The organism is Yoonia vestfoldensis, from assembly GCF_002158905.1.
GTDB lineage: Bacteria > Pseudomonadota > Alphaproteobacteria > Rhodobacterales > Rhodobacteraceae > Yoonia > Yoonia vestfoldensis_B.
The window spans coordinates 3,045,531-3,069,069 of record NZ_CP021431.1; the positions used below are offsets into that span (position 1 = coordinate 3,045,531).

Annotated in this window: 21 protein-coding genes; 11 read left to right on the forward strand and 10 right to left on the reverse strand. The window is 60.9% G+C overall.

Annotated elements, in window-relative coordinates:
• Positions 1–257 precede the first annotated feature (257 nt).
• Positions 258–2,882: an AAA family ATPase gene (locus tag LOKVESSMR4R_RS15280; protein WP_162290741.1), complete on the forward strand. Its 2,625-nt coding sequence runs from the start codon at positions 258–260 to the stop codon at positions 2,880–2,882.
• Positions 2,883–3,038: 156 nt separating this feature from the next.
• Here the strand turns inward: LOKVESSMR4R_RS15280 and LOKVESSMR4R_RS15285 are convergent, their stop codons facing one another.
• Positions 3,039–4,031 carry a helix-turn-helix transcriptional regulator gene (locus LOKVESSMR4R_RS15285; RefSeq protein WP_157898240.1) on the reverse strand — a complete coding sequence of 331 codons (993 nt, stop codon included), beginning with the start codon at positions 4,029–4,031 and terminating at the stop codon, positions 3,039–3,041.
• Between the two features lie 237 nt (positions 4,032–4,268).
• Between LOKVESSMR4R_RS15285 and LOKVESSMR4R_RS15290 the strand changes: the two genes are divergently transcribed.
• Positions 4,269–4,865 carry a hypothetical protein gene (locus tag LOKVESSMR4R_RS15290; protein ID WP_087213378.1) on the forward strand — a complete coding sequence of 199 codons (597 nt, stop codon included), beginning with the start codon at positions 4,269–4,271 and terminating at the stop codon, positions 4,863–4,865.
• A 12-nt stretch (positions 4,866–4,877) separates the two neighbouring features.
• On the opposite strand, the gene LOKVESSMR4R_RS15295 is transcribed toward LOKVESSMR4R_RS15290, so the two are convergent.
• Positions 4,878–6,143 (reverse strand): tyrosine-type recombinase/integrase, encoded by a 1,266-nt coding sequence (locus tag LOKVESSMR4R_RS15295; RefSeq protein ID WP_087213380.1) that lies wholly within the window; start codon positions 6,141–6,143, stop codon positions 4,878–4,880.
• Positions 6,144–6,782: 639 nt separating this feature from the next.
• On the opposite strand from LOKVESSMR4R_RS15295, the gene LOKVESSMR4R_RS15300 reads away from it, so the two are divergent.
• The 9 genes from LOKVESSMR4R_RS15300 (at position 6,783) to LOKVESSMR4R_RS15340 (ending at position 13,637) form a co-directional block, all read left to right on the forward strand.
• Entirely contained in the window at positions 6,783–6,983 is a 201-nt protein-coding gene (locus LOKVESSMR4R_RS15300) for a helix-turn-helix domain-containing protein (RefSeq protein WP_233486486.1), read from the forward strand.
• Positions 6,980–7,243 carry a hypothetical protein gene (locus LOKVESSMR4R_RS15305; RefSeq protein ID WP_087210227.1) on the forward strand — a complete coding sequence of 88 codons (264 nt, stop codon included), beginning with the start codon at positions 6,980–6,982 and terminating at the stop codon, positions 7,241–7,243. Before LOKVESSMR4R_RS15300 ends, LOKVESSMR4R_RS15305 begins: the two co-directional genes overlap by 4 nt.
• Entirely contained in the window at positions 7,240–7,635 is a 396-nt protein-coding gene (locus tag LOKVESSMR4R_RS15310) for a VRR-NUC domain-containing protein (RefSeq protein WP_087210229.1), read from the forward strand. Before LOKVESSMR4R_RS15305 ends, LOKVESSMR4R_RS15310 begins: the two co-directional genes overlap by 4 nt.
• Positions 7,632–8,642, forward strand: coding sequence for a helix-turn-helix domain-containing protein (locus LOKVESSMR4R_RS15315; RefSeq protein ID WP_087210232.1), 1,011 nt, complete (start codon positions 7,632–7,634; stop codon positions 8,640–8,642). Before LOKVESSMR4R_RS15310 ends, LOKVESSMR4R_RS15315 begins: the two co-directional genes overlap by 4 nt.
• The gene (locus LOKVESSMR4R_RS15320) at positions 8,639–9,331 is read left to right on the forward strand and encodes a hypothetical protein (RefSeq protein WP_087210235.1); all 693 of its coding nucleotides are present in this window, start codon (positions 8,639–8,641) and stop codon (positions 9,329–9,331) included. Before LOKVESSMR4R_RS15315 ends, LOKVESSMR4R_RS15320 begins: the two co-directional genes overlap by 4 nt.
• Positions 9,332–9,511: 180 nt before the next feature.
• The gene (locus LOKVESSMR4R_RS15325) at positions 9,512–10,102 is read left to right on the forward strand and encodes a class I SAM-dependent methyltransferase (RefSeq protein WP_087210237.1); all 591 of its coding nucleotides are present in this window, start codon (positions 9,512–9,514) and stop codon (positions 10,100–10,102) included.
• Between the two features lie 323 nt (positions 10,103–10,425).
• The gene (locus LOKVESSMR4R_RS15330; RefSeq protein WP_237331813.1) at positions 10,426–12,927 is read left to right on the forward strand and encodes a DEAD/DEAH box helicase family protein; all 2,502 of its coding nucleotides are present in this window, start codon (positions 10,426–10,428) and stop codon (positions 12,925–12,927) included.
• Complete coding sequence (locus LOKVESSMR4R_RS20490) at positions 12,885–13,277, forward strand: DUF3427 domain-containing protein (RefSeq protein ID WP_237331814.1); 393 nt, start codon at positions 12,885–12,887, stop codon at positions 13,275–13,277. The genes LOKVESSMR4R_RS15330 and LOKVESSMR4R_RS20490 overlap by 43 nt, the downstream gene beginning before the upstream one ends.
• Positions 13,278–13,352: 75 nt before the next feature.
• Positions 13,353–13,637, forward strand: a complete 285-nt coding sequence (locus LOKVESSMR4R_RS15340) for a hypothetical protein (RefSeq protein WP_087210248.1) — start codon at positions 13,353–13,355, stop codon at positions 13,635–13,637.
• Between the two features lie 297 nt (positions 13,638–13,934).
• On the opposite strand, the gene LOKVESSMR4R_RS15345 is transcribed toward LOKVESSMR4R_RS15340, so the two are convergent.
• The 8 genes from LOKVESSMR4R_RS15345 to tssJ are packed head-to-tail and all read right to left on the reverse strand — an operon-like array spanning position 13,935 to position 23,537.
• Positions 13,935–14,222, reverse strand: coding sequence for a PAAR domain-containing protein (locus LOKVESSMR4R_RS15345; RefSeq protein ID WP_204248685.1), 288 nt, complete (start codon positions 14,220–14,222; stop codon positions 13,935–13,937).
• Complete coding sequence (locus LOKVESSMR4R_RS15350; protein ID WP_087210250.1) at positions 14,222–14,803, reverse strand: DUF6931 family protein; 582 nt, start codon at positions 14,801–14,803, stop codon at positions 14,222–14,224. The genes LOKVESSMR4R_RS15345 and LOKVESSMR4R_RS15350 overlap by 1 nt, the downstream gene beginning before the upstream one ends.
• Positions 14,804–14,811: 8 nt before the next feature.
• Complete coding sequence (locus LOKVESSMR4R_RS15355; protein ID WP_087210255.1) at positions 14,812–16,731, reverse strand: type VI secretion system Vgr family protein; 1,920 nt, start codon at positions 16,729–16,731, stop codon at positions 14,812–14,814.
• Positions 16,721–17,356, reverse strand: coding sequence for a phosphotransferase (locus LOKVESSMR4R_RS15360; RefSeq protein WP_087210258.1), 636 nt, complete (start codon positions 17,354–17,356; stop codon positions 16,721–16,723). The genes LOKVESSMR4R_RS15355 and LOKVESSMR4R_RS15360 overlap by 11 nt, the downstream gene beginning before the upstream one ends.
• Entirely contained in the window at positions 17,353–20,790 is a 3,438-nt protein-coding gene (locus LOKVESSMR4R_RS15365; RefSeq protein ID WP_087210261.1) for an ImcF-related family protein, read from the reverse strand. Before LOKVESSMR4R_RS15365 ends, LOKVESSMR4R_RS15360 begins: the two co-directional genes overlap by 4 nt.
• Positions 20,783–21,667 carry a type IVB secretion system protein IcmH/DotU gene (icmH, locus tag LOKVESSMR4R_RS15370; protein ID WP_087210264.1) on the reverse strand — a complete coding sequence of 295 codons (885 nt, stop codon included), beginning with the start codon at positions 21,665–21,667 and terminating at the stop codon, positions 20,783–20,785. Before icmH ends, LOKVESSMR4R_RS15365 begins: the two co-directional genes overlap by 8 nt.
• 2 nt (positions 21,668–21,669) lie before the next feature.
• Entirely contained in the window at positions 21,670–22,992 is a 1,323-nt protein-coding gene (gene tssK, locus LOKVESSMR4R_RS15375) for a type VI secretion system baseplate subunit TssK (RefSeq protein ID WP_087210267.1), read from the reverse strand.
• Complete coding sequence (tssJ, locus tag LOKVESSMR4R_RS15380; protein ID WP_157898242.1) at positions 22,989–23,537, reverse strand: type VI secretion system lipoprotein TssJ; 549 nt, start codon at positions 23,535–23,537, stop codon at positions 22,989–22,991. The genes tssK and tssJ overlap by 4 nt, the downstream gene beginning before the upstream one ends.
• Between the last annotated feature and the right edge of the window lie 2 nt (positions 23,538–23,539).

Here is a 23,539-nt window from a genome sequence, read left to right on the forward strand (position 1 = left end):
GTTGACATGGCGTTGACATGGATGATCGTTCGACCGATGGAAAGATAATCGTTTTCGGCCCTATCCATACGTTCACGATGCACCCTACGAATGACGGGGTTCGGTCCAAAGCGTCTGAGGTTGCTGCAGTTGGCATGCTGCACAACTTTGTCACGACGGGAGAAAGCGTCCCCACGTTGCGCCGAAGGTCCTGATTTGGACTATTGGCAAAAGCTGGGTCCAGTAAAAAACCAGATCAACTTCAAAGGCCGAATTTATTGCCGATAACAAACGCGAATATTCAAACTGAAGTTGACGCATTGCGGGCAATCCTCGACTGGTCGAAGGAGCGTCCCGCTTGGCAGCGCGATGCCCTTCGGCGCCTTCTCCAAAACGGCGAACTGACCGACGCTGACATCGTGGCGCTCGTCGAGCTATGCAAGGACCAATCGAAGCCATCGCATCCCCTGAGGGAAGAGGACGTCTCGGCTCAGAAAGCAGGTGCGCCAACAGTGGCGCTGAAGAGCATTCGCAACATCCAGAACGTTAACGCACTCGCCGAGAAGCAAACTCTTTCCTTTATCCCGAAAGGGATTACGATCATCTACGGCGACAACGGCGCAGGTAAGTCCGGCTATGTCCGTATCCTGAAGCGCTCCTGCCGGGCCAGGAACGCAAAGGGCAACAAGGAGCCAATTCTTCCCAACATCTACGAAAAAGCCAAAGGGCCACAATACGCAGAGCTTGAGTACCATGCCGGGGCTCAGACGCGAAAGGCGACGTGGCAGACCGACCAGCCCGCCGATGCACTTCTTTCTGAAATCAGCGTCTTCGACTCCCGCACCGCCAACGTTCACGTGGAGGAAACCAACGATCTCGCCTACACGCCATTTCCGATGAAAGTGCTCGAACGGCTGGTCGCGGCTTGCAGGTCGGTCAAGGAGACGATTGACAGCGAGATCGCGGCGATCAAGGCGCAGACCCCGCGCAGCGTTTTAAATCCTTCATGTTCGCCAAACACTGCCGTTGGGCAGATGATGGCAAAGCTCGGGAAGGATACGAAGCCGGAAGGCGTTGAAGCCCTGGCCGCGTTGAGCGACGAAGAGGCAGCGCGCCTTGCTGAACTGGCTGCGGATTTCGCCCACGACCCCGACGCCACGGCGCGGCGGCTCCGGGCGCAGAAGACCCGGCTCGAGAGCATCCGAACGAGGCTTCAGACTTTACGGGCCGCGGCCTCCAACGAAAACGCCGGGCAGCTGGCAACGCTCTCTTCCGATCTCCTCGCCAAAATGGAGGCGGCCAGGCTCGCTTCCGCCGCGCTCTTCAAAAACGAGCCGCTGGAGGGCGTTGGATCGGAAACCTGGCGGATACTCTGGGAGGCAGCGCGCGCTTATTCCACCGCCGAAGCCTATCCGGACACAGCTTTCCCGGTCACCGGCGAGGAAGCCCGCTGCGTCCTTTGCCAACAAGAACTCAGCGAAGAGGCGGTAAGCCGCGTGCAGCAGTTCCAGGCGTTCATTCAGGACTGCACCCAACAGGATGAAGAAGCCGCCCGGCGCGCGTTCTCAGCCTTCGTCGACACTTTGCGCAGCGCTTGGCTCGGTCGCAGGACACGTCTGGAAGACCGCAGGTTCCTCGCAGACGAATTCGGGATCCAAGACCTCGCGGCTGCTTACAAGTCATTCACAGTCAGGACTTTATGGCGACTTCGCGCAGTGCTCCGGGGCGGCGCAGACGTCGCTCTGCCATTGCCGATCCTGGACGAGCTCGGTCTCGATGCCATGATCGATGCCCTCGATATCCGCGCCAACGCGCTGCTCGCCGATGAGGAAAGCCCCGAACGAAAGGCGCTGAGGGCTGAACTTTCCGGGCTGCAAGACCGGCAGTGGCTCGCCGGGGTGAAAGACGACGTGCTTGCCGAAATCAGACGTGCGAAGGATGTCGACGCGCTTAACACGGCCTTGAAGGACACGAAGCAGAACACGATCACTGCGAAAAACACCGAGTTGTCGAGGGCCCTGATCACCGAGCGGCTCCGCGGGCGCTTTTCCCAGGAAATCAATCACCTCGGTCTCGCAGGGCTGGCGATCGAGCTTGAACAGGCGGGTTCGCAAAGCGGGATCTCCCGGTTCAAAGTCAGCCTGATGCACAAAAAGTCGGAGAATGCCGGAACGATCCTCAGTGAAGGCGAATACCGCTGCGTCGCGCTTGCCGGCTTCCTCGCCGAGCTCGCTACGAATGACAGCGAGTCCGGCATCATCTTCGACGATCCCGTCTCGTCTCTGGACCATCTCCACCGTGAAGCCATCGCCAAACGTCTGGCCGAGGAAGGGCGCAAACGTCAGGTGATCGTCTTCACCCACGACCTCCCGTTTCTCTTCCTTCTGCGCAACGCCTGCGTTCAGGTGGACGATCCCGCGCTGAAGACAGAGGTGGCGGTCCGCCACATTCAGAAGCGGCAGGACACATCGGGCTTTTGCAGGAACGAGCCGCCCGAGAAGGCGCAGGATGCACTCTCTCGCCTCAAGACAATGCGCATCCACCTCGCGAAAGCAAGGGTCCAGTATGACAACGATCCGGACGGCACAGACTGGCTGATGACCGCCCGCGGGCTCACCGACAGCCTTCGTCAGACGTGGGAGGCCGCTGTCGAGGATTCAATTGCGCCTGTGCTCCGTACCTTCTCCAGCAAAGTGAACACGAAGGGCTTTGCCAAACTCTCAGCAATCACCGAGCAGCACGCCAAGACCATGCGCCATCACTATGGGGAATGCTCAATACTGCTTCACAAGATTTCGGATGCGATGAACCCCGTCGCTCCAACGCCTGACCGTATCGAGAAGGAACTTGACGCATTAACGGTCTGGCTCGACGATGTCTCAACCCGACAGAAGCAAATTTGAGCCACCCGAGTGATCGCCGCGCAGTAACGGGCCAAACTTTTTCGGACGGCTGCTTCTGGCGCATCGCATCCACTCATGCGAAGCGCAGCGAATGGCCGCTGTCCGGCCTCATCGACGAGTGTACAAGCTCCTTCGCAGGCCCTGGTGGACCCTGCATCATGGCAACACGCGAACGGATGCATTCCGGTGTGCTAATGCCATCTCCCGCAACGCCGCCGGCTCAACCACCTCAACCTCCCTGCCCCACTTCGCGAGATGCCAAGCCATCTCGACCAGCCCGCTAGCTTCGAAGCTGACCAGTAAGCCGCCATCCTCCAGATCAGTCACTTCCTGTCGCGGGTGGAACTCAAACTCCCGGGCTGTCGGCGCAGCGGCTGGGCTGAACCGCCACACAACCCGGGTGAACTCCTCGTCCGAATGAAACGACCCGAACGATCTGGCGGCGTAGGCCTCAAGATCGAACCCCTTGTCCTTCTCGAACCAGTCATTGGTGATTTCGGCTTTCGCGATGCGATCCATTCGAAAGCGGCGCAGGTTGGCATCCTTAGCTGTATCGCGCGCAATCAAGTAATGCCGCGTGCCGAGCAGGATCCCGTATGGCTCGATCACGCGCCTGTGCGGCTTCGCGTCCTGCGCTCCCTTGTATCGGATGATGAGCCGGAACGGCCCTCTGAGGGCAGCCGAAACGACGTTTAGCACAGCCGGAGAGGTTTTGACCTTCGGGCCAGGGCGGCAAGCATAGCCTTTGGCCTCGAGGATCGCCTCGGCATCCACCTCCATGCTTCGGGCCTGTGCTGACGGCAAGGTTGCCACCAAGCGATCCCGCAGCGACCGCAGCGCCTCCAATTCAATATGCGCCCCCTCCCGCTCAGCCCGTATGATGCTGGCCTCGAGTGCTACGAGTTCGCGGCGATAGAGCCCCTGCATGCCGAGCATGCTGGTGTCGCGCAGCTTCCACCGGCGACGCCGCTCGCTGTCCGTCTGATGGGAGATACTTGGAAAGACATCTTTCAGGGCAGCAATCATGCGCTGGGCGGTCCGTTCATTCACGCTGAACGCTTCGGCGACCTCCTTTACAGTGATCCCACCGTGCCGGCTGGCCGACATGCCTGCAAGCTTCAACAGGTCTTGTGCCTTTTGGAACGACATGGCGCTTATCCCCGACAGTTCTTGACGTAGTGCCTGGGTTATAACCCGAGAGAGGACGATTCGTCCTAAGGATGCCGATCGATTGGAGAATTTGGCAGTCACCGCATGACCGTGAATGCGGGGGGGCTGCTTCATGCGACCTGCACCCCGGAGTTTCTGCCTCGCTGCCACTTGGGCGGCGTCAGCAACTTGCCAGGCCGCCCGCTGTCTTACCTCGACATCAGAACTGGAGCCCGCATGGCACTACCTCAAAGAGCATTCTTCACCCTGCACGAAACCGCGTCCCGATGGGGCTGCACCATCGCCGACATTGGCGGATGGGCCACCGAGGGCAAGCTGGACATCGTCACAGGGATTTCTCTCGCAATCTGCGGCGACGAGAAGGTCTCCGGCAAGATCACGATCTCGCCGATGGACATGCTGCCCCTCTTTCGCCGCGCGGGCACCGGCCCCACGGTCATCAAGCTACAGCGGATCAAGCCCGAGCATTCCCAAGACTGGTGCTATGTCACTGAGCCCGCGGATGGGGTCGAAGTCTCGATCGCCGATCTCTTGATCAGCGGCCAGGACGTTCTGCGGTTCGAAGACGAGTACGATCTTCTGCGCCGTATCGGTGGCGGCACAGGCGCGCTCTCGCCCTATGACTGGGAGGGCATGTATGTGGCCCTACTGAAGCGCGTCCACGAACATGGCATCCCCGAGACCCAGGCCGAACTGATCGGTTATCTTCAGGACTGGTTCGCCGATGTGGCCGAGAACGGGGAAATCCCTGACGAGAGTACCATTCGGCGTCGCCTGCGGCCCTTCTGGCGCGCACTTCGCGGCGAGAAGTAAGCGGCCCCGATTTTAGGCCCGCTTTGCCTCTTTCTCGGCATCCGCGTCATGCACAATCTTCGGGCGTGGCCGGAACATGCCGGCCACAGCATCGACCCCGGCGCGCAAAGGCGAGTCCATCAAATGAGCATAGCGCAGGGTCGTCTGCATCTGGCTGTGGCCGAGAAGCTTGCCGATCATTTCCAACGAGGCGCCGCCGCTGACCAAGAGCGAAGCGAATGTATGGCGCAGGTCATGGATGCGTACATCCGGCAGATCTGCCTCGCGCTGCACCTTTACCCAAAACCGGCGGATTTCCTTGACGGGCTGGCCCGGCACATCGCCGGGGAAGAGCCATGGATTGCCCTTGGGCACTACAAGCGCCCGCTGGCGCACGATCGCCGCGACATCCGCAGAGATCGGCACCCGGTGGATCTTGCGCTGCTTCGTGGTCGCTGCAGGCTTTGACCAAATCCCAAGCTCTAGATTGAATTGCTCGAACTGCGCCTGGCGCACCTCCCCAACGCGGGACCCCGTCAACATGCAGATGCGGATGATGCCCGCGGCCCGCTGATCTTCGGCCGCATCCAACACCTCGGCCAGCCGGCCGATTTCGTCGTGGGAGAGGAAGCGTTCACGTGCTGTCTCGACACGTTTCTTGAACCCAGCGGCCGGATTGTCCGTGCGCCAGCCCCACTGGATGGCAAGGTTAAACATCTTGCGCAGCACTTCGCCAACGCGGTTGGCGCGCACCGGCGTGGGCTTGCGCCCCTGCAGCTTGCGCGCACGATTGTTGGGCTTCGCCTTCGATGGCCGCGCCCTGCCCTCTGCAATCAGGTTCAAAAGCTTTGTCACATCATGTGGCGTGATCTCGGTCACCAGCTTGTTGCCCCAATGCGGTGCGACGAGCTTGGTCAGGAAGGATTTATGATCGGACGCGCTCAAAGGCGTCAGCGTTGAGGCATGCTCGATCAAATACCGCTCGATCATGTCGTTGAAGCGGGGCGCCTCACGCAGCGTGTCGCGTTCCTCCATCGGATCTGTGCCCTCGTCGATCAGACGGCGCAGGTCTCGGGCCCGCTCCCGGGCCGCAGTGACGCTCCACTCAGGCCAACGCCCGATCGCCATGCGGCGCTGGCGGCCCGCAAAGCGATAATCCATCACGAAGGACCGCTCGCCCGAGGGCATCACGCGGATGGACAGCCCCCGTATCTCGGTATCGAAGACCTGATAGGCCCGATCTTCTTCAGGGATCTGCTCACGCACGGTTTTATCATTTAATCGCAATCGGTTGACCATATTCATACCTCCTTCATGCGCATGACACAGGCGTAGATGCGCAAGCTTATCAAGCGAAGCATGAGGTTTTGGGTGGCATACAGGCGGTGACCGGCGGTGATGCGCCAAATGGCTGCCCGTCATTGAAAACATGGGAGAAAATGCCTGGCGGCGTTCATTGCGCTGGGCGAATCCGCCCACAAGCGGATTGGGTCTCGTGCCCAAAAGCGCACCCAAGAGGCCATTTCCCCCCCAGACCAAGCCCTGATTTTGTAAATTTCGTTTAAAATCAATGACCGGCAAGGGTCCGGACCCCTTGCCGGTTGGGCGAATACCTTTGAACGCCCGTGAAACCCGCTGAAACACGGCGAAATCTTGTAAATTGGCCAGTTTTGGGTCGCTGCGACTCTCCATCGGTCAATTCGCGAAGGTTCTGCGCCGTCCTGTGCCGCAAACTCGACCGGCGCCAAAACCGTAAAACCTCAATGATATCAATAACCGGCAGCCATTTGGCGCATCACCGCCGGTCTCCGCCTTCCCGCCACCCTTTTCCGTCTGCGCTTCTGAAGCCCTGAACCCTGCCCGCGTCGGGCCAAACTCAGGAGAACCCAGATGCCAGACATTGGAACTGCCCCGCGATCCAGTAGCCCTCAGCGCCTGATGAGCGGTTGGATCAGCCGCCTCGACCTCGCCCTTGAGCTCGGGGTCACCGTTGAAACCCTGCACCGCTGGGAGAAGATCCGCTTCGGCCCGCCCTGCGTGCGTGCCGGTCGCAAGATCTATTATCGCCGAGATGCCGTGCAGGAATGGCTGATGCTGCAGGAAGCCCCTGCACCGCGTCGTGCGGGGTCACGCCGATGAGCATCCCCCTTCCCTTTCGCAAGCCCAGCGCCCGGGACCGTGTCCGCCAGGAGTGGATTGAGGAGCGCCGGCGCGAAGCGCGCATGGTGGTCGCCGATATGGTTCACCATTCCGACTATCTCGTTCGCCTCGCCTGTAATGTGTTGGTCCAGCATGGTGAAACCCCCGAAGAGCGCGAGGATGCCCGCATCCTTCTTGTCGTACTCGATGCCAAAACACCAGGGCGGCTGCCTGCGCCAGATCGGGAGGGCCGCTCATGAAGCGACGCGGAACACCCGAGGCAGATCTGCAGCGCGCTGTCGTAACCGCGCTGCGCTTTGCCCTCCCCAAGGGCTCGATCATTCATCACAGCGCCAACGAGGTGACAGAGGCAGGCCCGCGCGGGGCTAAGCGCCAGGCGATCTTGGTAGGCATGGGCGTCCATACCGGCTTTGCCGACCTGATCGTCCTCTGCGGTGGCCGCGTGCTGTTCCTCGAGCTGAAATCCCTCAAGGGGCGGCTGAGCCCAGCGCAGGAGGCGTTCAGGGACACCGTGCTGGCCCAGGGGTTCGGCTGGGCGCTGGTACGATCGCTTGATGACGCTCTAAGCGCCTTGGCGGATCATGGATTTACGACGCGCATCGCCTCTCCATCTGGGAGGGTCGCACCATGAGCCATGCTGCCACAAACTGGGCGATCCAACAGCGCGGGCTCAAGCCCACCACCAAAATCGTGCTTTGGCATCTCTGCGACCGGTTCAACCCGGACTTCGGCTGTTTTCCATCCCAGGAGCAGCTCGCCCATGATTGCGAGATCAGCCGATCAACGCTGAATGACCACCTGACGCTGCTCGAGAGTGCTGGGCTGATCCGCCGCGTACAGCGGCTGAATCCAGGCACCAAGCGACAGATGCCGACCCGCTACATCTTGGCCTTCGAGCCGGGCTTTACCCAAGATCGCGCGGTCCCGGGTCCGAAAACCGGACACGGCTTCGATGCGACCTACACAGGCGAAGCTGAGGATTCGGAAATCACAGCCATTTCTGAGGATAACTCTGTGGATAACCCGCACCTGTGTCCGAAATCCACACACGGAGCCGTGTCCGATTTTCACCCCGACCCGTGTCCGGAAAATGCCGATTCCCGTGTCCGAAATCCGGACAGTAACCTTGTAAGAGAACCAGTAAGTAAACCAGCAAAGGAGGAGGAGGACGCGCAAGCGCGCGAAATCGTCGATGAAGAGTTTTTCGGATCGCTGCTGGCGGCACTGGGCTTTGACCCTGACAGACCTCTCCCCGGCTGGTGGCAGGGCTGGCCGCCCCGGGAGCATGTTCGGCGCTGGCAAACGGACCTTGGCCTAACCGGCGCCGAGATCCTCGAGGCCGCAGAAGCGTCCCGCCAGGACCACCCCGAGCCGCCAGATGGGCCCAAGGGCCTGGATCGGGTGATGCAGCGCGCCGCCCAGCGCAAGGCGGATACAAAATCACGTGGTCGGAGCAAGGCGCGAAAGTCCGCGAAGTCCGAAACGCGGCCAATCACCGACTTGCCCGCATTCTACGCCGAGATGGTCAACTCCGATCGCTACCTGCCCGTCAGCGCGATCTCCAACTCCATGCGCGATGCCATGCTGGCCCGGGGCCTCGTGACGGTTGAGCGTCTGCGCGACCGAGGTATCCGATGAAACACGATCGCAATCTGCACAGCCGTTCACCGCGTAACAGCCATGGGCGAGCAAAGCGCGTCATGTCCGTCCAGCAGGCGCTGGAATGGGCGTTTCGCGTTGAGCATGCCCAGCTGGAGTTACCCGAGCCACCCGACCCTGAGCGCGGTCAAGGATTCGGCTTCGGTCTCGAATACGTCCTCATGCAGCGCGCGGCGCTGGGCTGCAAAATCGACGGAGGCCAGTACAAGATGGGCACCTACACCCACGAAGACGCCGAAGTGATCGCCGCCGCCGTGGCTGGGATGCCCGACGACCTCGGCGGCAAGCGCATGGCCATTCGAGTGGCTGAGCTCGCGCGCGCTGGGCTCACCCCTGATTGGATGCCAGGGGCTGTGCCGCGCTGTGTCCCCGTGGAAATGAAGCGCAATCGACACGGTGATCATGCGACGACCGTGGTGGTTGGGACGGAGCGCGTGCTATCGCGCGGCAAATGGCGGACCGTGGAGGTGCGGGCATGTCCGGTCGCCTATCACCCCCATCCCGATCAGATCTCGGACGCAAGGCGGGCCTACACGACCTGGCGTAAAGCGCTTGGATGGGTGAAAGAAGGACTTGTTTTGGGCAGAATGTTGCGTGAGTTGGAGATCACACCGACAATGCCGCCTACCCAACCATGGGCTACAAAAAACCAGCGTTTTGAGGTTTGAAGGCCGAACACAGACAATTTGTCGATCTCCCTGGGCAAGCTTCATCCTGGACAGAAACGAATTGATTCAGCTACCTTTCCAGTGCTGCAATGCGGCAAAAGAATGTGGAGACCAATTAGCCGGTGCGTTCATGTGCCCAATCAAAAACATCAAGAACCAATAATGGGCCTGTATGCTTGAATGACCGATTTTTATGACACACACGCCACAGCTTTTATCTCGACCACACGGGATGTGGATATGTTGGACATGCGGCGCCGATTTATGGCGGCTTTACCAATCGCAGAAGGCAAAGCTGCTAGGATCCTTGATGCGGGCTCAGGATCAGGGCGGGACGCGCTGGCATTCCGGCTTTTGGGTCACAAGGTTGAGGCATTCGATGCCTCTCCTGCGATGGTCGCAGCAACGAGGGACCATTCAGGCGTCCAGGCTCGCCAGATGCGGTTCGAAGGTTTTTTCTGGGAACATGCCTTCGAGGGTATCTGGGCATGCGCGTCACTGCTTCATGTTGCCGAATCGGATTTGCCGGAAGTCATCAAGCGGCTGGCTGCCCATCTGACACTGGGTGGCGCGCTTTACCTGTCCTTTAAGCGCGGCACCGGCGAACGGGTGAAAGACGGACGCCGTTTCACCGATATGTCGCCGGAAAGTTTGACGGCACTCCTGGACGGGTGCCGCGCATTTGGCGAAGCTGACATCTGGGAAAGCCAGGATTGCCGACCGGATCGGGCGTCAGAAGTGTGGGTAAATGCAGTGGTAAAGAAGACGTGACCGGCGGATCGGGTGTCCTTGAAGGGGAAAAAAGCCCTCCATGTGCATTGTGCGATGCCGCTACCAGCGCAATCGTGGAATGTGACGCCCATGTCATCCTGATCCGCCAAATGGCAGGCCTCGCTCTTGCACCCCGCCGTCATGTCGCACGGTGGCGGGAGCTCTCCGCGGCGGAACAAGCGGCCCTCGCCGCCAGGATCGGCCCTGCACAAGATCTCCTCGAGACCGATGGCTCAATCGCGCGAATGACGCTGGTTGAGGATGGTGGCCATGTCCATCTACGGCTCGACCCGCCAGTGGCACCACGAGGCCCATTACCGGGTATGCCCCATGATCGTCCTCTAATCTCGGGGGGCGAAGACGCGCTGCATGCCCATCTGCGACCCCTGATCGACCGTGCGCGCGCCGTCGATCTGTCGGTGTCGTTCCTGATGACCTCGGGCGTTCGGCTGATCCTGCCGCATCTGCGCGATCTGCTGGACCGGGGCGGCCAGTTGCGGCTGCTGACCGGCGACTATCTCGGAGTAACGGAACCGGCGGCGCTTCGGCTAATTACCGACCTTGAGGGGGCGCGGCAGTTGCATGTGTTCCAAGCCACGCAGATCCCGTTTCACCCCAAGGCCTGGATGTTCACTTTCGCAGGTGATGGCGGAGCGCTGATCGTTGGCTCGTCAAATCTGTCGCGCTCGGCACTAACCGACGGCATCGAATGGAACCTACGCCATATCGACCCAGTCGATCGGACCCCGCTTCTGGCCGCACGCGCGGCCTTCGATACACTTTTGGTAAGGCCCGAGGTCACCGAACTGACACCCACCTGGATCGACGCCTACGAGGCGCGCCGCGTAGCACCCCAATCGTCGATTACCGGCGCCCCGGTGGAAGCCCCGGAAGCTGCCCCTACGCCGCACGAGGTTCAGGTTGAGGCGCTGGCCGCGCTGCGAGCGACCCGGGCGAAGGGCTACGGCGCTGGGCTCGTGGTGTTGGCTACCGGGCTGGGAAAAACCTTTCTCGCTGCCTTCGACAGCGCAAGTGCAGCCCGCGTCCTGTTCGTGGCGCATCGCGAAGAAATCCTTACCCAGGCGATGTCCGCCTTCCGAGCAGTGCGGCCCAGCGCGCGGCTTGGCCGCTATAGCGGCGAGGAGAAAGACGCTGGTGCCGATATTGTCTTTGCCTCGGTCCAGACGCTCGCGCGCAACGCGCATCTCACTCGCTTCGAGCCGACAGCCTTCGATTACATCGTGGTCGATGAGTTCCATCATGCAGCAGCGGCAACCTATCGGCGCATCATCGATTATTTCCAGCCAAGCTTCCTGCTGGGCCTGACCGCCACGCCCGATCGCAGCGATGGCGGTGACCTGTTGGGGCTTTGCGAAGAGAACCTGGTCTATGAATGCGACCTCTGGTCTGGGATCGATCGCGGATTGCTGGCACCGTTCCACTATTTTGGCGTGCCTGACCCCGTTGAATACGCCCAAATTCCATGGCGCAGCGGTCGGTTCGACGAGGCCGCTCTGACCGAAGCTGTTGCCACCCAGGCCCGAGCCGAGAACGCGCTGGAGCAGCTCACCAAGAGGGGCGGCAAGAAGACCATCGGCTTCTGCGTTTCGCGCCGGCATGCAGATTTCATGGCCGATTTCGCACGGCAGCGTGGGTTGCGCGCGGTTGCAGTCCATTCGGGTGAGACTTCCGCCCCCCGGGCCAGCGCACTGAAGGCGCTCGAAGATGGCGATTTAGACATCGTCTTTGCCGTCGACATGTTCAACGAAGGCGTCGATGTGCCCTCGATCGACACGGTGCTGATGCTGCGTCCCACCGAAAGCCCGGTGATCTGGCTGCAGCAACTGGGCCGCGGTCTGCGCCGCTCGGCGGAAAAGACCCATCTGGCCGTGATCGACTACATCGGCAACCACCGCATCTTTCTGACAAAGTTGCGCACGCTCTTGCAGGTGGGCGCGGGCGATGGTGCGCTTCGCCTGGCGCTGGAGCGGTTTGAAGACAAGATGATCCAGTTCCCTGCAGGCTGCGAGGTGACCTATGATCTACAGGCGCTCGACATTCTGCGATCCCTGATCCGCCAGCCCCGTGATGGCGAGGAACTGGCCGCGTTCTATCGCGATTTCCGCGAGCGCCATGGAGCAAGGCCCACGGCCTCTGAGGTGCAGCATGCCGGCTTCAACCCCGGTCGGACGGGGCATGCGGGCTGGCTGGGTTTCGTTGCCGATATGGGTGACCTGTCCGATACACAGCGCGCCGCATGGACGGCGAACCGTGGTCTTCTGGACGAGATCGAAACGACCCGCATGACCCGCAGCTACAAAATGCTGGTCCTACGCGCGATGATCGAGACCGGTGCCTTCCCGGGCCAGATCGCCCTGACCGATCTGGTCGAGCGCGTCGCCCGGCAGGCTCGCCGCAATCCGCAGATCAAGAATGATCTGAGCGTTGATCCAGATGACACTCGCCGGCTCCGAGCGGTCATGATGCAGCAACCCCTTAAGATCCTGGCCGAGACAGAGTGGTTCCGGCTCGGGCCGGGAAACTTTGAGACCAACTTCGCAGAAACATCGAACACCGCTCTGACCACGCTTGCTTCTCTGAACTCGTGGACTGGCGGCTCCTGCGCTATTTTCAAGCAAAGGACCTGGTCTATGACTCGCCCAAGGACACCAGCCCGGCCGAGGCCGCCGAGGACGCGGCCCCCGCCCCCAAGCCGCCAGGCAAGGACCTGCAACTCTGGCAAGAGTATCAGCGCGACCAGATCGCACCATATTTCGGGGCGGTGTTTAATACCGGGTCATGGAACGCTGGCATCGTGGTGCTGAAGGAGGCGCGGGCGATGATCCTGCTGGTGACGATGGACAAGGGTAGCATGTCCGTCGGCAGCCATTACGCAGATCAGTTCGCCAGCCCCACGCGCTTTGTCTGGCAAACCCAGACCAGCACCCGCCGCGATAACATGCGCGGCCGCATCATCTCCGGCGCAGAACCCGGCTGGACGGTACACCTGTTTTTACGCAAATCCAAGCTGCGTGACGGCCGTGCGGCGCCCTTTCGATATGCTGGCCCGGTGCGCTTCGCCGGCTGGGAGGGCGAGGCGCCCATTACTGTGCAGTGGGACCTCGCACAACCGGTACCTAGGCAACTGACAATGTTGTTTGGAATTGCGGAGTGACAACATAAATCAGCGTGTTGCGTGGGGAGCTCAGGTTGAAATCATGGGTAGCTTGGTGGAGTTGGAGGCACTTTGATGGGAAAATTGCAGACGATTGTTCAGAACCACGACATCATGAGTGACGCTGGTTTTTCAAGCGCCCTTAAAGAAGCCCGAACTGTGTCAGAGGGTGAGCTACATTTTGTAGCTGGCTATGATCCTGGGCCACAGTCAAAGCCCTTTCAACACATGATTGCGCTCGCCAAGGCAGAGTTGGGCAGACGGGAAGCCGCAGAGCAACGCAAACTGGTCTGGATATCTGCCGCTTCAGGATTAGCAGGGGTTATTGTCGGGGCGATACTGACGGCAGTCTTAACCTAGCCCCCTACCAATGGTTCCTCCCCGGCCCCATCCGTATACGGGGGGGCGCAGCGCGCCATTTCGCTAGCGCGTGGCTTTTTCACCGGGGAATCCACCTTGAAGCCAGTCTGGCTCGGCTCGAGATAAAAGTGACTCATTATCAAAGCGTTGGCGCGCGAAACCGGTGGCTGATGGGTGGATTTTACTATTTTAGTCAAGAATCCACCTTAGCCAAAATCCAGCCAGGCTAGCCAGCGTAGGAAGCCTCCCCGGCGGTGGTGCTTTTTCCATTCAGCAGAACATTTAATTGAAACCCGCTCACCCGCCGACCAGCACTGTTGGGCAGCCCAGCACGATTGTTCCGCCATGCGCCGTGGTGTCACCCATTCGCGCCAAGGGCCGCCCCCCCGCAAGAACGGTCGCGCTGCCCTTGGCGATCACATCAGGCGGGCCGACACAGACACACATGCTGCCCAGTCCTGCAGCAGGCAGGCTACCGATCAGAACATTCGGCGCACTGGGCATGACAACAGGCCCACCCACATGCGGTATGATCACGGTGACCATCGGACAGACATGCATGTCGGTTATTCGTGCAGCCAGCATCAGCGATCTTCCTCGGGGTGCAGATGTGGCCAAAACCCGTCAGCGACACGCCGTGCAAGCGCGTCGATAGATTGTGTCGGGGCGGCCCGATCTTCTGCGCGATCAGGCAAGCAGAGTGCGGTGGCCCCAAACACGGCCTTTGCATGCAGCCACATCGGCGGCAACACTTCGGGCAGATCGCCAGCAACGATGCTGCCTGACCCGCACCAGCCCACAGCAAGGCAAAGCCAGCCCACCGGACCTTCATTCCCAAGCTTGTCGGCCATCGCCATGCAATCGCGGCGGCGCGTTTCGCTCGGATCGCGCAGCCAGGCAGTCACCTGGTCGAGCGCGTGGATTTCATCAGCCGTCTGCGCCGGGCAAAGCGTCACGATCACCGCCAAAGACCAGCAAATCCCCTCGCGGGGTGGGACCGCATGTGCAAAAAACCGGATATAATCGACGATTGTCTCGGGCGTGGCCAAGGCGTCAAGCACCGCTGCGGGCGTCATCGCAGGGTCCAGCCCATCATCCGTCTGGGCGGCAAACCCGGCCCGCGTCAGTATTTCGCCACTGGTGCTATGGGGTATTTTCTTGAACATGCTGCGCCCTAGTTGATCTGCACGATACCGCCCTTGACCGTGGTCATCCCACTGGCCTGAAGCGTTAACATACCCCCCGCCTTGACAGTCGTCATAGCGCTGCCCTCTGCGGTCAATTGCAGCCCCTTGAGGCTAAGTGGTCCAGATGCCTGGACATTGCCGCTGCCGCCCGAAAGCTTGAACTTCCCGCTGCCTTTCGCATCCAGTGACGCCGCATCGATCTTGACCGTGCTGGCCTTGATTGTGATGCCAGAGGCCGTCAGCTCGACCTGCGAGGATCCGACCTTAAGGACAAGGCTGGATTGCGCCTCGAGCGTGATTGTCTTGGCCTTGCAAGTGGCGTCTTTGGCCACATCGATATCCAGCTTGTCGCTATATCCGTGGGTCGCTGCGCCCGTGATTTGGCGGGTCTCGGTCGTGCCGATCTTGGTGGTGGCCGCTTCGGTGACATGCAGATCGAAATCTTTGGCAGCGCGCAAGCTCAGCTTTTCGTGGCCTTGCTTGTCATCGAATTCCAGCTCGTTTGCCAGCTCTTGCGTCAGTTTCGATGTCAAACCCGACCGCGTTCCCCCCGGCTCCATGTAAGGATGCACATGCTTGCCATTATAGAGGCTGCCAGTGATCACAGGAGCATCGGGGTCACCATTCAAGAACCCGACAAGCACTTCCTGGCCCGCGCGCGGCGTGAACAGCGCACCATAGCCGTTTCCGGCCAGCGGCGAGGCGACCCGCAGCCAGCAACTGGTATCTTGCTGCTTGCCCGTCATATCCCACAGGAACCGGATTTTGACCCGGCCTTGCCCATCCTGAACGGCCGTGTCGGCATCGCCTCCCACGACCACGGCGGTGTGGACGCCGGGGATCATCGGCTTGCGAGGGCGCGGGGGCACCGGCCCGGCCGTCCGCGGGCTGGCCTGAAACGACAGATATGCGGTTTTGTCGTTTCCAACACGGTAATCAAGCCGTGAGACGACATAATCGCCCGCGATGTCACTGGCGGTCGAGGAAATCGTCAGCGCCTGCCCAATATAGGCGGCCGGGTGACTGCATTGCCCCGAGATTTCTTCAGCGGCAGACCGCCTCTCAGCGACGCTACGCCGGCGGGCATCCTGTCGCAAATCCCCCGAGGGCGCGACCAGATGCCGGGTTTCACCTGTGGCCTTCATGCCGGGCGACATGCCGACAGGGTCAGGGCCGGTGGCGCTCTGGATAGCCTTGGCGATGTCGTGACTGGTCAAGCCCACCTTGCCAGTTGCGACGCGACTGACCCGCGACAAAGCATCGGCGCGCAACCGATCTGCACGCGGCACCGAGGCATCGGTCAGCGCAATCGCGCCATCCGCCACGGCCGGAAAAGGGCGCGCGCTGTCATGCATGACAAGGACATTGGCGTCATGCCCATCCCCGAAAAAGAATGCAATCCCATCCTCGGCCAACAGCCGTGTGACGAAGGACAGGTCATCCTCGTTATATTGGATGCATATTTCGCGCCGCGGCGGATTCGCCCCGATCCGGACAGGGCTGCGCTGCAAACCGTTGAATGCCAATATATCCGAAAAGATCTCGACACTGCTTTTGTTCTGGTGAACGTGGCAGCGGGTCGAATATGCCAGCAACGCCAGGAAAGGCCGGACAGTCAGCCGGACGTGCCCCCCGTCAGAGGTGGCCGCGCGCTCGTCGCTGATAAGTTCCGCAGCGGTGACCACGCCGCAAAAGCGCCGGGGCGCGATCCCCAATGCGTTTTCTGTCGCAGGCAGCAAGATCTCGGCCTTTTCGCCCAAATGTCCTGCAAGTGGCGCATTTTCATTGGCATAGTCGATCGTATATGTCGGCACGGTGTTGATCGCCTCTGACACGGTCAGGCTGCGCGCCTCGCGTGGCGCAGTCCGGCCAAGGATCAGACGCAGGTTTCTGGGATCAATGGACATGCTGCCCTGCCTCTCTGACCTGGTCGCCAGCCTGCAAAGCGATCGGGGCTGACGTCACCGCGCCTTGCGGGCCACAGAACCGCGCCAATGCATGCAAATCATGCGCCGGTCGGACTAGCCCCCGTCCCCAGATCAGGTCGGGATGGGTCCAGCCGGAACTATAGGGCCGCCGGGCCAAGTCGGCGACCCGGGCGCCGTGATGCGCCGCCATGCCCCAGTCGATCACCCATGCGCGACCCTGACGCAAAAGAACATTGGACGGCTTTAGATCGCAATGCACCACACCGGCATCATGGGCCAAGCGGACGGCGCGGTGCAGGGCCCGGATCGAGCCACCATCCGGATCAAGCCTGGCAAACGGATGCTGGCCGCGCAGATGCGTCATCACCAACCGTGCCCGCCCCCCCAATTCGGCATAGGCGATCAGCCGCGGCGCGACGCCAGTCGGCGCAAGTTTGCGCAGCATCGCGGCTTCATGCGCCAAGGCAGCGACCCGGACGGGACCGGCGGCAAACTTAAGGATCACCGACACCCCCTCCAGATCGCAAAGCCAGACATATCGCGCGATCCTGCGATGCTGGCTTAATGCGCCATGGCCGGGCCAGTCTGGAATGGTGATCGTCATGGAAACATCTCCTCTGGCAGGGTCAGGCCAGTGAAGAACGCAGGATCAAAGGGCCTCGCCGACCCTGTGTTGCTGAATTGCAGCGTCGTCTCTAGCCCACCGGATTGAAAGCGCGCCTCGGCGACATTGAGCGAGGGATTGACCGCGCGCTGCCCCGCCTGGGCCAGCCTGAACCATGACCAAGCCCCGCCAGCCGCCTCGTCAAGAACCAGTCGCGACCGGTTGTACAATCGCAACCGAAGGCCGCTATCGGCAAGCCCGGTCATCGGCCAGGCCTGCTGCGACCAGATGACCGGCCCATGGCTATAGCTATGCAGCGTCAGCCCCGAGGTGATGGCCAGGCGGCTCAATCCCGGGTCCATATAGCCAACGCGCAGCTGAAAGGTCAGCCCAGGCTTGCCCTCTCGGAACAGGGCCTGACCCAAGTCATCGGCGCGCATCAGCGCAGATCCGGCCTGCGATGACATTTGCACCCGGCGGAACGGCAGAAAGGTCGCTGCTGGCTGAAGGCTGCCCGCCGGCCCTTCGAACCGCGCGAGATAGGTTTGCCGGAACTTGCGGATGTCGCCGTTGATCGGCTCGAACAGCTGGGTGAATATGTCCAATGACAGATCAGACGGGCTATCGGCATCAAAGGGAAAGCTGCTGGCAATAAGATTGCCATAGGGCAGCCATATCTCAGTGCGCCAGGCCGCATTGATGTAATCCTCGACAAGCGCGATCGCAGCGCGGTCAAGAACAGAGGCAAGCCCAGTGCCGAAATTGCGGATGATATCCAGATCGGATGTGATCGCGAATTGATATAACTTGGCAACCGGGGTCGCCTTGTCACCGGCAGCATATTCCTCGAACAGGAATTTGCCCGTGCCGTTTGCGGCCGTTGTTGCGGCCTCGATCCATTGCGCGACATCGCGGGCATAGGCGACCAGAACATCGAATTCCGTGCGCGCATCCTCGCCCAAGGCGGCAGGTGCAAGATAGGGCCGGAAGGATTGCGCAATCTGCTGCGCCGCACGGCGGCCGCTGGCATCGGACAACTCTGTGCCCGTTTCTGCGTGGGCTGGCGTCGCCGCCCCGTCAAGAGGCGCGGCAGCACCATCTGACGCGCCCGCAGCCGGGGGCTGATCCGCCTGTGCCAGCATCGTATTCTCGCGTAATGAGCGGACCAGACGGGTGACAGGGTTCTCGAATGTATTGCCCAGCGAGGTCATCAGCAACTGCGCCTCGCCCAAGGAGGCAGCATCGCGCAGGCGCAGGTTTTCAACAAAGCTGGTCCAAGAGGCGATGTAATCAGCGGTATAAAGATCCACCACGCGCCTCAGCAGCGTATTGGCCTGCGCGGCATTCATCTCGCCGATCAGCACCTCATAATTGCGGATCTGATCGCGCGTGCGGGCCAACTCTCCTTGTGTGAAAATCTGTTCGAATCCGTCGCGAGTAAAGGCCTTTTGCACGAGGTAGGACTGGGCCGGTCCGGTCGGTTCGAAGACCTCGCCAAAACGTGGTCCGGCGAAAGCGCGCAGATCGACACGCTGGCTTAGCTCTGGATTGCGCAGCATCGTGCGATACAGCATTTCGGCCGTATCCAACCCCCGCAAGGTCCGCGCCACCACCCGGTTCAGCTCTGAATCACGATCCAGCACCTGCGGCTGGTTCAACGCGAACAGATCCGCCAATGTCCCACGGAAAGCGGCGGTGAATTCCGCACCAATCTCGCCTTGATTGGCAAGTTCCGTCAGGAAATGGCCCGTCAGTGTTTCGCCATGCGCAGATTGATCGGTGTGAAATTGCACTTCTGTCAGCGCCAGCGCAAAAAGCGATACGCCGTCTTGCAGGGCATTGAAGGCGAACAGGTCTTTTTCGATGTAATCCTGCAATGCCATCTGAAAGCCACCGACAAGCTCTGCCTCATAGCGCGCGCGATACACATGTTCTTGTGACCAGCTTGCGCGGGGCAAGGCCACGCCCTCGGCCGCGTCATAGGCCGCCAGGCCATTTCGCAGATCACCCAGCAAAAGCACCCGTGGCACAAGCCCGTCCGCGCCCGGATCAATTTCACCAACAGCCGCAAAATAGGTATCGAACCGCGCCTCCATCTGCGCATTCAGCGGCGCGAATGTCTGATGGTCACGATAAGCCGCAACCGCAGCAAAGGCGACAACAGCCGCCAGCAGCAATGTCACCGCGACGCTGCGCAGCCGGCTTTGCCAAAGCGCTGCCTCATTCGGCCTGACGCGGAAGGCTTCGAGATGAAAAGCGTTCGCCACCTGTCCCGCATAGCGTTTTGTCACAACGCTTTCCGGCACACGGCCCGATTCCGCAAGCGCTGCGGGCAAGCCGAAAAACCGCTGTGCCGAAAGCTGCGCCAGCGGATCAACGATGCGCTCGGTCGGCGCAGTCCCCAGGAAAAACACGCTATGGATACGCAAGGGGCGCGTGCGTGGCGGCATCGCGGCTGTCACCTCGCGGAAGGCCGGGCGCAACCGGGCCAGCAATAGGCCCAATTGCAAAGGCGCCGTGACGAGGGCGCTACAGAATGCAGGTGCAAGCTGCTTTTGCAGCGCAACAAGACGCGCCGCATCAAAGCGCGCGGCCATATCCGCGAAAAGGGCGTCAATCGCCGTTTCGTTATCCTCGGCGGTCTCGTCAAGAAAACCGCCAAACATGGCCTGCTCGCCGATACCGCCCGTCAAAACCGCCGCCCTGACCAGATCAGGCGCATTTTCCAACCCCACCAAGGACAGATGCACCGGCAGGTCCAGCCGCAAAACCGTGACGGCGTGACTGGCGATCTGGTTGGTCACGCGTCTTTGGCGCGCGCCTTCGGCATCATCGCCCAGACGGGCCAGATCCAGCTCGATATGGATCGCATTCAGCGGCAGTGCGGGATTGTCCTTGCGCAATAGCTGCAAAACGTATCCCAGCTGATCCAGCGACAATGCCGCATCCGCGCCAAGTTCAAACCGATAGGCAACGGCGGTCTGTGCGCTCCAGGTGGATAGGCGAATGCCGTCAGATTCCATCGCGCTGCCAAATGGGGCATAGCCCAGCTCTGCCATGGAACACAGGCCGTTTTCGTGTTCGCGGATGGGGGTGACGAACAGCGCGCGACTGGCCGGTGCGTTGCGGCTGTCCAGCGATCGGGCGCGCGCCCGAAACCCGCGATGCAGCCTTTTCAATCTTGCGCGCAGGACGCGGCGGGCTTCTGCCTCGGGATGGGGCAACCAGATCCGGCGGCGCCAGATCAGCGCCATGCTGGCGACCAGCACCGTGGTCAGGATCAATATGGCGCTGCCAACCCGGACCCACAGACCGCTTGCGATGCCATACCAGGCGACAACGGCCAGAATGCCCGCACCAAGCACGACCACCAAAGCGTAAATCAAAAGCAAAATCCGGTAAAACCGCTCTGTTGTGACACGTTGCTCAGTCATCTGCCCGCCTTTCGGTGGTGCCGGACCCGCTTGAATAGACAAAGATTGCGCCAGCGTCGCGCGACATTGCGGCGCTTTGTTCCAAAAGACCTGCCGTGACCCTATTGGCCTCGACCTGCTGGACCATCGCAGTCAGACCGAACCCCGCAAAGATCACGACCGTTGCAAAGATCATCTTAGAGACAGCGCTGCGTGGCGGTTTTATCGCGCGGGTCCGTGTCGGTGCGCGCCCATAGCGGGCGGGCGATACCTCGGCGCGGTCAAGATCCAGCGCAGTCTCTAGCCGTCCGATCAGCCGATCACGCAGGAAATCATCGCCCGGCTTAAACCGCCCACGATACCCAAGCTTTAAAAAGATATAGACGATCTCGATGAAGGGGCGCAGCGTGCGCGGCTGCATCAAAGCGCGGTCAGCCACCTCATAGAACCGGTCACCGCCATCACGGAACCCAAAGAGATCGGCAACAAGCGTGAGGTTCTCCCAACCTGAATCCCGTCCCCATGGGCTGGTCAGGATAAATTCATCAATGACAATCGCGTATAAAAGACACAGGTTTTCCGCCACCGATGGCGGATAATCCAGCTGAACCACCCGATATTTTAGATCAATGATCGCCCGTCCGATCTCTGCGCGCGTGGTGCCAACCGCGCCGCAATCATCAATCCGGTGCAGCACTGAAACAAGACCCATCAAATCGCTGGATGCCGCGATCAACGCGTTTGATGCCTGTCGGGACGCGCGCAAGGCGGCATCAAGATCACCGATCGCCGATGTCGAAAGCACCCCTGGCCCAGCCAAGCGACCGTCATCTGCCACGATGCGATCGGCGGTCAGGATGACCGTGCTGGGGTCTTGATCGGTATCGGTGCGCGGCATGATTATCCTATCAGGTAAAGCGTGGCCGCAGGGGCGGCGATGCGCTCGTCGATATGCAGGCCAAGCGCCTCTTTTTTCTCGATGAACCGCGTCCAGAGCAGGCTGCCGGTATCAACTGCGAAAAAGGCAGTATCTGGCTTGTCGCGCAATTCGGGCGGGGCCACAGGAAGATGGGTCAGCCGCACACCTTGTAGCCCGAGCGTGACCAGCTCTGGCATTGCCGATATCCCGGCAAGCTTGCACGCCTTGGGGACCAGCTCGCCAAGTTTGCGGTCCTGTCCCGGATCAGAAATCGCAAGAATGGGCCGCCGCCCTTCGTCCAAAAGGCGCTGTGGCACGACGAGCCGCAGCAGGCGACGTTTTTCAAACAGCTCTCCATTCCAAATGAGGCTGATCACATTGGCATGCGCTTCAAGCGTCAGATGTCCGCGCAGCTGGGTGATGATCTTTTCAAAGGCACCGGTCGGGTCCAGCGGGTTCCACAAGACATCGGGCTTGGTGGTGCGGGCCGCATGGGCATCAAGCCCTGCAAGCAATTCAGCCAGCAGCCCGTATAACCGCCGCGGCGACATCCAGGGATGATGCTGGGCAGCCTGCAAGGCGATAATCGAGCGGTTGAGCAGTTCCAATTCCAACCGCTCACCGAACAGACTGGCCGAAGATTGCGCCCCTTGCGCCAGGCGCAACCGCATCGCCGCGTTATTGGCACGCGCGCGGGCTAGGGACAGGATTTCCTGAAGCCGTGCCAGCAGGCGCTGCGACGCCCCGATCGCAATGCACACAGCGAGATATGTATCGTCAAGAACTACCCGCCCCTCGGCCGTTTTTTCCAATATGCGTGCAAAGGGTATGCAGGCATAGCCCGACAGATCATCGGACGCCAGTTTCAGGCAGGCACCCGGCGCGGCAAGCTCGGCCTCGACCGGGGGCGCATCCGCATCGGTGATGTCATCAAGCAGCGCATCGCGCACCACCCAACGATGCAGCCCGCGCGTCTCGCCAACGATGGTGATGCCGCCATTGTGCAACGGCACGGCGAGCAGCAAAATCTGATCGACCGTGCCATCCGGCACATCCAAAAACAATTCACCGGCCAGATCGAAATAGGTCTGATCGGGAAACAGGCCTGCGGCCTCACTCACGACGACCTTTCCGGTGGCCAGCAGGTCCTGATTGATCCGGATACGGCTTAGGCCAAAGTCATCGCCGGACAGATCCAATCGCCCAAGCGATGCCATGCTGGCCCGCAGCTCTCGGTCAAGATGCTGGAGATGCTGAGGCGCGATGAACATTCCCTCGCGCCAGACAATCATACCGGCGGTCATGTCGTGGCTCCGAATAGCTTGTCGATAAAGCCCATGATGGGGCCGCGTCTTTGCTCTTGCGGCCTGCCGTCAAGCGTCAGACCGCCCGCCGCGATGTCAATCCCTGACGCGGAGATCGAGACAATCACACCTTGGTCCAGAACCCTGTCGCTGATCGCTTCAAGCGCGCTGAAACGCTGGCTTTCATAATCGGCGAATTCGGCAAATACCCCCAGATAGCGGGTGTCCGGCGCCAGATCGAAAGGCACAACGCGGGTCTCGGCCGGATAGATCGGCCCGATGCTCTGGACGCTTAGCACGACACCGGCAAGGTTTTCGCCGCTGCCGTCAAACAATTCCCAGAAACCGGCCTCTTCAAAGGCGGTCCGGTTCGACAATTGATAAAGCCGGAGCACCACAGGGTTGGAGGCCTCGTTGTAAGGATTGATCTCACGGCTGGCAGAGATGCCGACCGTCTTGGAAACCGGCACTTGTATCTCTTGCGAAGCACAGCCGGCCCCCAACACGAGAACGGCGACAGCTGTCATGATGGCGGGTCGCAACATGT

Coding starts and splice junctions, on each gene's coding strand:
- LOKVESSMR4R_RS15285 (WP_157898240.1), bottom strand. CDS start 4,031: ATGTCGTTCCAAAAGGCACAAGACCTGTTGAAGCTTGCAGGCATGTCG.
- LOKVESSMR4R_RS15290 (WP_087213378.1), top strand. CDS start 4,269: ATGGCACTACCTCAAAGAGCATTCTTCACCCTGCACGAAACCGCGTCC.
- LOKVESSMR4R_RS15295 (WP_087213380.1), bottom strand. CDS start 6,143: ATGGTCAACCGATTGCGATTAAATGATAAAACCGTGCGTGAGCAGATC.
- LOKVESSMR4R_RS15300 (WP_233486486.1), top strand. CDS start 6,783: ATGAGCGGTTGGATCAGCCGCCTCGACCTCGCCCTTGAGCTCGGGGTC.
- LOKVESSMR4R_RS15305 (WP_087210227.1), top strand. CDS start 6,980: ATGAGCATCCCCCTTCCCTTTCGCAAGCCCAGCGCCCGGGACCGTGTC.
- LOKVESSMR4R_RS15310 (WP_087210229.1), top strand. CDS start 7,240: ATGAAGCGACGCGGAACACCCGAGGCAGATCTGCAGCGCGCTGTCGTA.
- LOKVESSMR4R_RS15315 (WP_087210232.1), top strand. CDS start 7,632: ATGAGCCATGCTGCCACAAACTGGGCGATCCAACAGCGCGGGCTCAAG.
- LOKVESSMR4R_RS15320 (WP_087210235.1), top strand. CDS start 8,639: ATGAAACACGATCGCAATCTGCACAGCCGTTCACCGCGTAACAGCCAT.
- LOKVESSMR4R_RS15325 (WP_087210237.1), top strand. CDS start 9,512: ATGACCGATTTTTATGACACACACGCCACAGCTTTTATCTCGACCACA.
- LOKVESSMR4R_RS15330 (WP_237331813.1), top strand. CDS start 10,426: ATGCCCCATGATCGTCCTCTAATCTCGGGGGGCGAAGACGCGCTGCAT.
- LOKVESSMR4R_RS15340 (WP_087210248.1), top strand. CDS start 13,353: ATGGGAAAATTGCAGACGATTGTTCAGAACCACGACATCATGAGTGAC.
- LOKVESSMR4R_RS15345 (WP_204248685.1), bottom strand. CDS start 14,222: ATGCTGGCTGCACGAATAACCGACATGCATGTCTGTCCGATGGTCACC.
- LOKVESSMR4R_RS15350 (WP_087210250.1), bottom strand. CDS start 14,803: ATGTTCAAGAAAATACCCCATAGCACCAGTGGCGAAATACTGACGCGG.
- LOKVESSMR4R_RS15355 (WP_087210255.1), bottom strand. CDS start 16,731: ATGTCCATTGATCCCAGAAACCTGCGTCTGATCCTTGGCCGGACTGCG.
- LOKVESSMR4R_RS15360 (WP_087210258.1), bottom strand. CDS start 17,356: ATGACGATCACCATTCCAGACTGGCCCGGCCATGGCGCATTAAGCCAG.
- LOKVESSMR4R_RS15365 (WP_087210261.1), bottom strand. CDS start 20,790: ATGACTGAGCAACGTGTCACAACAGAGCGGTTTTACCGGATTTTGCTT.
- icmH (WP_087210264.1), bottom strand. CDS start 21,667: ATGCCGCGCACCGATACCGATCAAGACCCCAGCACGGTCATCCTGACC.
- tssK (WP_087210267.1), bottom strand. CDS start 22,992: ATGACCGCCGGTATGATTGTCTGGCGCGAGGGAATGTTCATCGCGCCT.
- tssJ (WP_157898242.1), bottom strand. CDS start 23,537: ATGTTGCGACCCGCCATCATGACAGCTGTCGCCGTTCTCGTGTTGGGG.